The sequence below is a fragment of the Pseudomonas sp. 05N434 genome (assembly GCF_056396965.1).
The window spans coordinates 1-10,403 of the sequence record NZ_JBFTMK010000113.1; the positions used below are offsets into that span (position 1 = coordinate 1).

The window sequence follows — 10,403 nt, forward strand, 5'->3', positions numbered from 1 at the left end:
ACCAGTGGGCCACCGACGACGGCAAGCCGTTGGGTGCAGCGTTGTTGCGCGGTCTCTATCACCGGCATTACTGGGAACTGCCGGTGAAGGAGGGCAACGTGATTCTGATCGTGCCATCGGAGCTGGATCAGGAGCTGGACATGGAAGGGCTGATCGCTCGCGCGGAAGGCCTGGCGCCGCGGTTGGGGTATTCGTTGCAATCGCTGATCAAGGATATTCGGCCGGCGACTTAATGCGATGAGGTCATTTGTGGCGAGGGAGCTTGCTCCCTCGCCACAAAAGCCGATCTGTCAGCAGCCTTTGAAGACGCCTGGCCGCTTCTCGATCATCGACCGCACACCCTCCTTGGCGTCCTCGCTGTTGAGCAGTTTCTTCACCAGTGCCGGCAATGCTTGGGTCGCAGCAATTTCACCCTCGTAGCGCGCCTGTCGCGCAGACATCAACGTCGCCTGAACCCCCAGCGGTGCCTGCCTCGCAATCCTCTCGGCCAACTCGATCGCCCGTGGCAGCAAGTCCTCGCTGGCCATGACTTCCTGCACCAGGCCCAGATGCAAGGCGTCATGTGCATCGAATTCATCGCCGGTGAGCAGCCAGCGCATGGCGTTGCCCCAGCCGGCGACCTGATGCAGGCGCAAGGTGGCGCCACCGAACGGGAGGAGTCCGCGCTGCACTTCCTTTTGGGCAAAACGGGTATTGCTGGCGCACAGGTTGATGTCGGCGGCCAGCATCAATTCGATGCCCGCGGTCAGGCAGTAGCCTTGCGCCGCGACAATCACCGGTTTGCTGACGCGGGGGCCGCCGAACACGCCCCAGGGATCGCAGCCACCGGGTGGTGCCTGCCAGCCTTCGGCCAGGGCTGCGCCGGCGCTGACCAGGTCGAGCCCGGCAGTGAAATGCTCGCCATGGGCGAACACCACCGCGACCCGCGCCTCACTGTCGGCTTCGAATTCCCCATAGGCCAGGCTGAGCGCATTGAGCAGGTCGAGGTCGAAGGCATTGCGCTTGGCCACCCGATCCAGGCCGATCATCAGGACATGACCGTGTCTTTCACGGGTGACACGACTGGGGCTGGGCTGATTCATGGAGCATTTCCTCGGGCGGGAAGGGGGGCGTCAGACCAAAGGTCTGCGTCGCAAGGGTGAACCGTTTTAGCGCCATCGTCAGCAGGGCCGGGCCTTTGCAAAATAGACGGTTGTACGATTATCCGCAAAGCCCGTGACACAACGGCGTATGCCGGTTTTTTCCGATAAAAAAAGCTCCCTTTTTGGCCGAATTCCGGTATAGTGCGCGCCGGCCTTTAACCGGGCCGCGTTTAGGTAGCGCAATTCCCCGAAGCCAGCTTCGGCTGCACGTCCGCCCCGCGGACTCTTCCTTGACGATTCTTTTCATTCATTCGTTTTCGCAAATCCCCGCCGACAAAGCTGCCAGGGCGACTCTTGAGTCTCAACACGGCATGCGCAGCTTTGGAGCATGGGTCTTTGCGGATGCACTTAGAGGCAGACCCATGACCCAGGAAATCGGCGGCTTCGCCGCTCTTGAACTTCACCCTAATATTGTCGCTGCAGTAGTCGCTACCGGCTATGAAGAGCCTTCGGCCATTCAGCAGCAGTCGATCCCGATCATTCTCGCCGGTCACGATATGATTGGCCAGGCGCAAACCGGTACCGGTAAAACCGCTGCCTTTGCCCTGCCGATCCTGCACCGCATTGATCCGTCCAAGCGCGAGCCGCAAGCTCTGATCCTGGCCCCAACTCGTGAGTTGGCGCTACAAGTTGCAACCGCTTTCGAAACCTACGCCAAGCAAATGCCGGGCGTAACTGTTGTGGCTGTCTACGGCGGCGCGCCGATGGGCCCACAATTGAAAGCAATCCGTAATGGCGCACAGATTGTTGTCGCCACTCCGGGCCGTCTGTGCGACCACCTGCGTCGCGACGAAAAAGTCCTGGCTACCGTGAACCACCTGGTTCTCGACGAAGCGGACGAAATGCTCAAGCTGGGCTTCATGGACGACCTGGAAGTTATCTTCAAGGCCATGCCGGAAACCCGTCAGACCGTATTGTTCTCGGCCACCCTGCCGCAATCGATCCGTGCCATCGCCGAACGCCACCTGCGCGATCCGAAGCATGTGAAGATCCAGAGCAAGACTCAGACCGTTACCGCGATCGAACAGGCTCACCTGTTGGTTCACGCTGACCAGAAGACTTCTGCCGTTCTCAGCTTGCTGGAAGTGGAAGATTTCGACGCCCTGATCATGTTCGTGCGCACCAAGCAAGCGACCCTGGACCTGGCCAGTGCCCTGGAAGCCAAAGGCTACAAAGCCGCTGCGCTGAACGGTGACATTGCTCAGAACCAGCGTGAGCGCGTCATCGAATCCCTCAAGGATGGCCGTCTGGACATCGTTGTGGCGACCGACGTTGCCGCTCGTGGCCTGGACGTTCCGCGTATCACTCACGTGTTCAACGTTGATATGCCGTACGACCCGGAATCCTACGTTCACCGTATCGGCCGTACCGGCCGTGCCGGTCGCGAAGGTCGCGCGCTGCTGCTGGTCACTCCTCGTGAGCGCCGCATGCTGCAAGTGATCGAGCGTGTTACCGGTCAGAAAGTTGCCGAAGTTCGCCTGCCGGACGCTCAAGCTGTTCTCGATGCCCGCATCAAGAAACTGACCAACAGCCTGTCGCCGCTGGTAGGTGATGCCGAGTCGACTCACGGTGATCTGCTGGATCGTCTGACTGCCGACATCGGTTGCAGCCCGCGTGCCCTGGCCGCAGCTCTGCTGCGCAAGGCTACCAACGGTCAAGCGCTGACCCTGGCCGCGATCGAGAAAGAACGTCCGCTGGTGCCGAACAATGCACCGCGTGGCGATCGTCCAGAGCGTTCCGGTGATCGTCCGGACCGTGGTGACCGCGAGCGTCGTGCTCCGATCCCGCTGGCTGAAGGCCGTGCTCGTTGCCGTACCGCGCTGGGCGCGCGTGATGGTATCGCTGCCAAGAACCTGCTGGGCGCCATCCTCAACGAAGGTGGTCTGGCGCGTGAAGCCATCGGTCGCATTCAGGTGCGTGACAGCTTCAGCCTCGTCGAGCTGCCGGAAGATGGTCTGGAGCGTCTGCTGACCAAACTGAAGGACACTCGCGTTGCCGGTAAGCAGTTGAAGCTGCGTCGCTACCGCGAAGATTGATCCGCTCTCGGGCTGATTGATCGAACATAAAAAATCCCCGACTGGTTCGGGGATTTTTTTTGCCTGCTGTTTTGTGTCCGACGTTTGAGCGGGGGCGGCGGTCGACTTATTAGCCGAAACGATAGATATCCATCCCCAGCGCCCCCATGGTGAACCCTTGGTGCACAATGCTGAACTCGCCCCCGGCCGCGCGGGCGAAGTACAGCGGTAACAGATGTTCGTCACTCGGGTGGTTGCGCACCGCGTTCGGCGCTTGCTGGCGATAGTCGTGTAGCGCGGCTTCATCGTTCGCTTCGAGTTTTTCGATCATCCAGTCGCGGAACGCCTTGGCCCAGGGTTCGACGCTTTCCGGGCCGGCGTGCCAGTCCAGTTCGCGCAGGTTGTGGGTGATGCTGCCAGAGCCGATCAACAGCACGCCGCGCTCACGCAGGCTGGCCAGGGCATGTCCGACGCGGGTTTGTAGCGCCGGGCCGCCACGGGTGGGCAGCGAGACCTGCACCACCGGGACATCGGCCTGCGGGTACATCAACGACAAGGGTACCCAAACGCCGTGGTCGAAGGGGCGCTTGGCGTCGATGCGCGCAGGCAGGCCATCGGTCTTCAGCAGCTCGACAACCTCTGTCGCCAGTTGCGGGCTGCCGGGTGCCGGGTACTGCACCTCGAACAAGGCCCGCGGAAAACCGCCGAAGTCGTGCCAGGTTTCGGGTTGGGGGTTGCCGCCGACCAGCAATTCGCTGCTTTCCCAGTGCGCGGAAACGATCACGATGGCTTTGGGCTTGGGCATTGTCGCGGCCAGATTCGCAAGGGCCGGCCCACTGGCGCCAGGTTCCAGGGCCAGCATGGGGGAGCCATGAGAGATATACAGGCTGGGGAACATAATTGAGCTCCTGGGAGTAAGATGGCAGCATCTTCAGTCAGATCATTGATCTAAATCTAATATAAGTTTTAGAGTCTTTTGATCGAATTTTTCGGGGTTAATTATGCAGCCGGAGTTTTGGCACAAACGGTGGGCGTCGAATCAGATCGGCTTTCATCTGCCGGAAGTAAATCCCTATCTGCAACGGTTCTGGCCGCAACTGGGCCTTGATGAAGGTTCTCGCGTACTGGTGCCGTTGTGTGGCAAGAGCCTGGACCTGTTGTGGCTGGCGCACTGCGGTCATGAGGTGCTGGGTATCGAGTTGTCGGAAAAGGCCATCGAGGACTTTTTCAATGAGCATCAACTGGACCCGGCAATCAGCGAGCAGGGACCTTTCAACGTCTATCGGGCCGGGTCGATCGAGTTGTGGTGCGGCGATTTCTTCGAGTTGACGGCAGGCGATGTTGCCGATTGCAGCGCACTGTACGACCGCGCGGCGCTGATCGCCTTGCCGCCAGCGATGCGTGAACAATACGCGGCTCATCTGATCCGGATTCTGCCGAAGGATTCTTTAGGGATTTTGATTACGCTGGATTACGACCAGAAGCAAATGGCCGGACCGCCATTTGCTGTGCTTGATGACGAAGTGCAACGGCTGCTGGGGGCTTCGTGGGAGCTGAAGATCCTGGAAGACCAGGACGTCCTGGGTGAGAGCTGGAAGTTTCTCGAGGCCGGTGTCACGCGGCTTGAGGAGCGTGTGTATCGGGTTTCCAGCCATTAAGGTGTGTTGAGCTTGCTGGCCTCTTCGCGGGCAAGTTGGATCGCCGCACCGCTCGCTCCTACAGGCTTTGTGTAATTCGCCGATTATGTGAACGACACAAGACCTGTAGGAGCGAGGCTTGCCCGCGAAGAGGGCCTGAAGAGCACCGCATTAATCAAACAGACAAAAAAAGGCCCGCATTCACTGCGGGCCTTTTCTTTTAGTGCTGCGGAACCTGTCAGCCCCGGCGACGCAGTGCGTCGATGCGTTCTTCCAGCGGCGGGTGGCTCATGAACATGCGGGCGAACCCTTGTTTGAGACCACCGTTGATGCCGAAGGCATTCAGGGTATCCGGCATGTGCACCGGCAACCCTTGTTCGGCACGCAGGCGCTGCAGGGCACCGATCATTGCGCTGGTACCGGCCAGGCGTGCGCCGGCGTCGTCGGCGCGGAATTCGCGCTTGCGCGAGAACCACATGACGATGGCGCTGGCCAGGATGCCCAGGACCAGTTCAGCGAAGATGGTCGCCACGTAGTAGGCGATACCCTGGCCTTCTTCGTTCTTGAAGATCACCTTGTCGACAAAGTTGCCGATGATCCGGGCGAAGAACATCACGAAGGTGTTCACCACGCCCTGGATCAGCGCCAGGGTGACCATGTCGCCATTGGCCACGTGACCGATTTCGTGGGCCAGAACGGCTTTCACTTCATCCGGCGAGAAACGCTCGAGCAAGCCCTGGCTGACCGCGACCAGTGCGTCGTTCTTGTTCCAGCCGGTGGCAAAGGCGTTGGCTTCATAGGCCGGGAAAATCCCGACTTCGGGCATCTTGATCCCGGCTTCGCGGGACAGTTGCTCGACGGTTTGCAGCAGCCATTGCTCATGCCGGGTGCGCGGCTGGCTGATGATCTGGGTGCTGGTGCTCATTTTCGCCATCCACTTGGAGATGAACAGCGAGAACAGGGAACCGGCGAAACCAAAGACCGCACAGAAAATCAGCAGCTGATTGAGGTTGAGATCAACCCCGTTGGCCGCCATGAACCCGTTGAAGCCGAAAAGGCTCAGGGTGATGCTGGCAATCAGCACGACCGCCAGGTTAGTGGCCAAAAACAGCAAAATGCGCATCATGGTTGTAGAAATCTCCTCGTGCTAAAGATGTAGCGTACTGCGGGGTATATAAGGTGCTGCACCGGGCTATTCAACCGGGTGACTATTTCAAACTGTGTCCTACGGCAACAGTCTAGCTGCTTGAAGGGCATTTCCGACGTCGACATGGGAAACGGTTGTCAGCCGATTAGCTTCACAGGCCCCCGCCGTTATTGGGCGTGGGCATGAAGCGTGTCGTCAGTCAGCGCTTGAAACAACGAGGCAGGGCAGGGCGCACAGAAGTGTTGCTGAATTAATCACCGTGCGACTTTTATCCGCGTCGCACGGTGACAGGCCATTTACTGGCGATAGGACTTGAGGAAGTTGCCGATCCGGCCAATGGCCTGATCCAGGTCGTCGACCCGTGGCAGGGTGACCACGCGGAAATGGTCTGGCCATGGCCAGTTGAAGGCTGTGCCTTGTACCACCAGCAGCTTTTCCGAGAGCAGCAGGTCGAGCACGAATCTCTCGTCGTTGTGGATCGGGCAGACTTTCGGATCGATCCGCGGGAACGCATACAGCGCACCCATCGGTTTGACGCAGCTCACGCCCGGAATGTCGTTGAGCAGTTCCCAGGTACGATTACGCTGTTCCAGCAGACGCCCTTGGGGCAATACCAGATCGTTGATGCTCTGATAACCACCGAGTGCGGTCTGGATTGCGTGCTGGCTCGGCACGTTGGCACACAGGCGCATATTAGCCAGCATGTCGATGCCTTCGATGTAGCTCTGGGCGTGGTGTTTCGGGCCGGAAATGGCGATCCAGCCGGAGCGGAAGCCGGCCACGCGATAGGACTTGGACAGGCCGTTGAAGGTCAGGCACAGCAGGTCCGGTGCCAGCGAGGCGGTGCAGATGTGCACGGCGTCGTCGTACAGGATCTTGTCGTAGATCTCGTCGGAGAACACCACCAGATTGTGCTGACGGGCCAGTTCCAGCATGCCCAGCAGGACTTCTTTCGAATACACCGCGCCGGTCGGGTTGTTCGGGTTGATGATCACCAGGGCCTTGGTGTTCGGGGTGATCTTGGCCTTGATGTCGGCCAGGTCCGGCCACCAGTTGGCCTGCTCGTCGCACAGGTAATGCACCGGGTTGCCGCCCGCCAGGCTCACTGCGGCGGTCCACAGCGGATAGTCGGGGGCCGGCACCAGCACTTCGTCGCCGTTGTTGAGCAGGGCCTGCATCGACATCACGATCAGCTCGGAAACGCCGTTGCCCAGGTAAATGTCTTCAATGCCGACGCCTTCCACCTGCTTTTGCTGGTAGTACTGCATCACGGCTTTACGGGCGCTGAACAGGCCTTTGGAGTCGCTGTAGCCCTGGGCGGTCGGCAGGTTGCGGATCACGTCCTGAAGAATTTCGTCCGGCGCTTCGAAACCAAAGGGCGCCGGGTTGCCGATGTTCAGCTTGAGGATGCGATGACCTTCCTCTTCCAGGCGTTTGGCGTGCTTGAGCACTGGGCCGCGAATGTCGTAGCAGACGTTGGCGAGCTTGTTCGATTTGCTGACCTGCATGGCGATGTGTTCCCGAAAATGAACGATCCAGGCGGCGTGTGAACGACCGTGCTGGGAATCCTGCGTATTCACACAGGCCTGACGCCTTGAGTGGCGGCACTCATAAATCCGTTTGAATGCGCGTGGTCTGGCTGCCAGACTGGCGTTTGACGAGGCGCAATCATACGTGCCGCCCGATCCGTGGAAAAGGTACAGATCGGGCTTTTTCAGCTGCTGAGGTGTATCAATGGAAAAGTTGGAAAAAACCCTGGAAGAATGGCGGGCCATGCTTGATCCGGAGCAGTACAACGTTTGCCGCCTCAAGGGCACCGAGCGACCGTTCTCCGGTAAATACAACGGCACCAAAACCGACGGCGTTTACCACTGCATCTGCTGCAACGCACCGCTGTTCGACTCCAAAACCAAGTTCGATTCCGGCTGCGGCTGGCCGAGCTTCTATGCGCCGATTGGCGACAGCGCGATGGTCGAGATCCGTGATATCAGCCATGGCATGATCCGTACCGAAGTGGTCTGCGCCAAATGCGATGCGCACCTTGGGCATGTGTTCCCGGACGGTCCGCCGCCAACCGGTTTGCGTTATTGCATCAACTCGGTGTGCCTGGACCTCGTTCCCCGCGAATAATCTGCTGATGTCGTGCGCTTGATTTGTATACGCAGGAGCAGCCTCCGGCAGCTCCTGCAATGATGTTCGCGTACCGGGCATCTATTGATTTATTAAATTGCACACAATTCAATTGCTCGCTATGTTTGATCTTCCTTCACTCGGAGTTCGTGCCATGAGCGACAACCTGCTGAGCATCCCTTGCACCACCATCAAGGGGGAGCAAAAGACCCTGGCCGATTTCGCCGGTAAAGCGGTGCTGGTGGTCAACACCGCCAGCAAATGTGGTTTCACCCCGCAGTACAAAGGCCTCGAAGAGCTCTGGCAGAGCTACAAGGATCAAGGTTTGGTGGTACTCGGCTTTCCCTGCAATCAGTTCGGCCAGCAGGAGCCGGGCAACGAAGGGGCGATTTCCGAGTTCTGCGAGCTGAATTACGGGGTGAGTTTCCCGCTGTTCAAGAAGATCGAAGTCAACGGTACCGGCGCTCATCCGCTGTTCGTTCAGCTGAAAAAACGCGCGCCAGGTGTATTGGGTTCCCAGGGCATCAAATGGAACTTCACCAAGTTCCTGATCGGCAAGGACGGTCAGCTGGTCAAGCGCTTTGCTCCGGCAACCAAGCCGCAAGCGCTGCGTCGCGAGATCGAAGCTCTGCTCAAATGAACACGTTGTCAGTTGATTCGCTGAAACTCGACAGTCAGCTCTGCTTCAAGCTGTACGCCGCTTCTCGGGCGGTGATCCGTGCCTACAAGCCGATGCTCGATCAACTGGGCCTGACCTACCCGCAATACCTGGCGATGCTGGTGCTGTGGGAATGGCAGGAGGCGGCGCCGGAGCAGCCGACGGTCAAGGCGCTGGGCGAGCGCCTGGCGCTGGATTCCGGGACCCTGACGCCGCTGCTCAAGCGTCTTGAGCAACTGCAACTGGTGCAGCGCCAGCGTTCGGCGCGCGATGAGCGCGAGGTGCACTTGAGCCTGTCGTCCACCGGCAAGGCCTTGCGCGATCAGGTCGGGCCGCTCAAGGCCCGCCTGTTGTGCGATAGCGGTGTCGATCTGGATCGCCTGAATGAGCTGCGCGATGGTCTTGATCACCTGTTGGGGCAAATCAAATCGCTGTCGTAGTGGGTATCCACAAGTCGAGCAGGGCCGCCAGTTCTTCCCGGCGGAAGGGTTTGGCCAGGTAGTCGCTCATGCCCGCCGCACGGCAACGTTCGCGTTCTTCGGACATGGCGTTGGCGGTCAGGGCGACGATGGGCAGTTGTGGCCAGCGCCCGCTGCGACGGATCTGCCGGCTGGCTTCATAACCGTCCATCACCGGCATGTTGCAGTCCATCAGCACCAGGTCGAATTCGCTGTGTTCGAGCTGATCCAGGGCTTCGGCACCATGGGCCGCGACGCTCACCTCGCAGCCAAGTTTGCCGAGCATGCCCTTGGCCACCAACTGATTGACCGGGTTGTCCTCCACCAGCAGGATGCGCCCGCGTCGCTGGGGCGAGAGGACTTCGACCCGGGCACCGTTGATCGTGTTGAGTTCCGGCTGCAAGATCCGTCGCAATGTCTGGTACAGCGCATTGCGCGCCAACGGTCGCGCCTGTTGCTGCAAAGGTGCCAGGGCGCTGGCTTGCTCGCTGGGCAGGAAACTGCCGTAAGCGGTCACCAGCAGAATCGGCGCGGTAAAAGTCGGGCGCAGGCCAAACAGGCATTCGGGGCAGTCGGTGATCAACACGTCCGGTTTCAGGCCGATCAATCGGTCATCGATGGAACGTTGTTGATAGCCGAGCCCCCATTCGGGCAATAGATTCTGTAGCAGTTCCGCCAGTCCGCTGCTGGCAGCCGTGATCGCGACGATGTTGCCTTGCAGAGCTGCTGGCGGGATGGCGCGGGTGTGGCAGGGCAGCGGCAGGTCGGCGCRGAACTGACTGCCGAAGCCTGCTTCCGAGCTGATCGTCAGCCGCCCCTGCATGGCTTCGCAGAGGTTGTAAGTCAGCGCCAGGCCCAGCCCGGTACCGCCGAATTGCCGGGTAATGCCGGCACCGGCCTGGGTAAAGGGCTGGAAGATTTTGACCTGTGCGTCCTGGGCAATGCCGATGCCAGTGTCGCAGACCTCGATTCGCACACCGTCTTCGAACGTTGAAAGACGCACATCGACCCGCCCGAAGCGGGTGAACTTGAGGGCGTTGGACAACAGGTTGCTGACGATCTGCCGGACCCGGGTCGGATCACCGAGTACCAGCGCGGGAAATTGCGGGTCGATCAGGCACGTCAGCTCGACGCTCGGCGCGGCGTTCTGGGACAGCAGGTTGGCGGTGTCTTCGATCAGCGAGCCGAGGTCGAATGGAATGTGTTCGAGTTCCAG

The 10,403-nt window shown here is 59.9% G+C and carries 10 protein-coding genes and 1 pseudogene; 6 read left to right on the top strand and 5 right to left on the bottom strand.

The features are described from left to right. A pseudogene (locus AC1DLB_RS10060) lies at positions 1–233 on the top strand (spermidine synthase); the annotation flags it as partial. 57 nt (positions 234–290) lie between these two features. Here the strand turns inward: AC1DLB_RS10060 and AC1DLB_RS10065 are convergent. After that, positions 291–1,082 (bottom strand): crotonase/enoyl-CoA hydratase family protein, encoded by a 792-nt coding sequence (locus tag AC1DLB_RS10065; RefSeq protein ID WP_477743444.1) that lies wholly within the window; start codon positions 1,080–1,082, stop codon positions 291–293. A 422-nt stretch (positions 1,083–1,504) separates the two neighbouring features. Here AC1DLB_RS10065 and AC1DLB_RS10070 point away from each other — a divergent pair, with 422 nt between their 5' ends. Further along, entirely contained in the window at positions 1,505–3,178 is a 1,674-nt protein-coding gene (locus tag AC1DLB_RS10070; RefSeq protein ID WP_018930020.1) for a DEAD/DEAH box helicase, read from the top strand. Between the two features lie 109 nt (positions 3,179–3,287). Here the strand turns inward: AC1DLB_RS10070 and AC1DLB_RS10075 are convergent, their stop codons facing one another. Then, positions 3,288–4,055 (bottom strand): DODA-type extradiol aromatic ring-opening family dioxygenase, encoded by a 768-nt coding sequence (locus AC1DLB_RS10075; RefSeq protein WP_064616734.1) that lies wholly within the window; start codon positions 4,053–4,055, stop codon positions 3,288–3,290. Positions 4,056–4,158: 103 nt separating this feature from the next. Here AC1DLB_RS10075 and AC1DLB_RS10080 point away from each other — a divergent pair, with 103 nt between their 5' ends. After that, positions 4,159–4,815, top strand: a complete 657-nt coding sequence (locus AC1DLB_RS10080) for a thiopurine S-methyltransferase (RefSeq protein WP_064616737.1) — start codon at positions 4,159–4,161, stop codon at positions 4,813–4,815. Positions 4,816–5,032: 217 nt separating this feature from the next. Here the strand turns inward: AC1DLB_RS10080 and htpX are convergent, their stop codons facing one another. Together htpX and AC1DLB_RS10090 are read right to left on the bottom strand one after the other, a co-directional pair. Continuing rightward, the gene (htpX, locus tag AC1DLB_RS10085) at positions 5,033–5,920 is read right to left on the bottom strand and encodes a protease HtpX (protein ID WP_008075669.1); all 888 of its coding nucleotides are present in this window, start codon (positions 5,918–5,920) and stop codon (positions 5,033–5,035) included. Positions 5,921–6,237: 317 nt separating this feature from the next. Continuing rightward, positions 6,238–7,449, bottom strand: coding sequence for a pyridoxal phosphate-dependent aminotransferase (locus tag AC1DLB_RS10090; protein ID WP_477743443.1), 1,212 nt, complete (start codon positions 7,447–7,449; stop codon positions 6,238–6,240). 226 nt (positions 7,450–7,675) lie between these two features. Here AC1DLB_RS10090 and msrB point away from each other — a divergent pair, with 226 nt between their 5' ends. The 3 genes from msrB (at position 7,676) to AC1DLB_RS10105 (ending at position 9,169) form a co-directional block, all read left to right on the top strand. Beyond that, a complete protein-coding gene (gene msrB, locus AC1DLB_RS10095) occupies positions 7,676–8,071 on the top strand; it encodes a peptide-methionine (R)-S-oxide reductase MsrB (RefSeq protein ID WP_007940018.1) in 396 nt (131 codons plus the stop codon). A gap of 154 nt (positions 8,072–8,225) precedes the next feature. Then, positions 8,226–8,711 carry a glutathione peroxidase gene (locus AC1DLB_RS10100; protein ID WP_111455023.1) on the top strand — a complete coding sequence of 162 codons (486 nt, stop codon included), beginning with the start codon at positions 8,226–8,228 and terminating at the stop codon, positions 8,709–8,711. After that, the gene (locus AC1DLB_RS10105) at positions 8,708–9,169 is read left to right on the top strand and encodes a MarR family winged helix-turn-helix transcriptional regulator (RefSeq protein WP_007940020.1); all 462 of its coding nucleotides are present in this window, start codon (positions 8,708–8,710) and stop codon (positions 9,167–9,169) included. Before AC1DLB_RS10100 ends, AC1DLB_RS10105 begins: the two co-directional genes overlap by 4 nt. Here AC1DLB_RS10105 and AC1DLB_RS10110 read toward each other — a convergent pair. Further along, positions 9,153–10,403 (bottom strand): response regulator (locus AC1DLB_RS10110; RefSeq protein ID WP_477784948.1); only part of this gene is annotated, 1,251 nt, incomplete at its 5' end. The genes AC1DLB_RS10105 and AC1DLB_RS10110 overlap by 17 nt on opposite strands.

Bases quoted from the DNA above. Each gene is read 5' to 3' on its own strand.
- AC1DLB_RS10065 (WP_477743444.1), bottom strand. From the start codon at position 1,082: ATGAATCAGCCCAGCCCCAGTCGTGTCACCCGTGAAAGACACGGTCAT.
- AC1DLB_RS10070 (WP_018930020.1), top strand. From the start codon at position 1,505: ATGACCCAGGAAATCGGCGGCTTCGCCGCTCTTGAACTTCACCCTAAT.
- AC1DLB_RS10075 (WP_064616734.1), bottom strand. From the start codon at position 4,055: ATGTTCCCCAGCCTGTATATCTCTCATGGCTCCCCCATGCTGGCCCTG.
- AC1DLB_RS10080 (WP_064616737.1), top strand. From the start codon at position 4,159: ATGCAGCCGGAGTTTTGGCACAAACGGTGGGCGTCGAATCAGATCGGC.
- htpX (WP_008075669.1), bottom strand. From the start codon at position 5,920: ATGATGCGCATTTTGCTGTTTTTGGCCACTAACCTGGCGGTCGTGCTG.
- AC1DLB_RS10090 (WP_477743443.1), bottom strand. From the start codon at position 7,449: ATGCAGGTCAGCAAATCGAACAAGCTCGCCAACGTCTGCTACGACATT.
- msrB (WP_007940018.1), top strand. From the start codon at position 7,676: ATGGAAAAGTTGGAAAAAACCCTGGAAGAATGGCGGGCCATGCTTGAT.
- AC1DLB_RS10100 (WP_111455023.1), top strand. From the start codon at position 8,226: ATGAGCGACAACCTGCTGAGCATCCCTTGCACCACCATCAAGGGGGAG.
- AC1DLB_RS10105 (WP_007940020.1), top strand. From the start codon at position 8,708: ATGAACACGTTGTCAGTTGATTCGCTGAAACTCGACAGTCAGCTCTGC.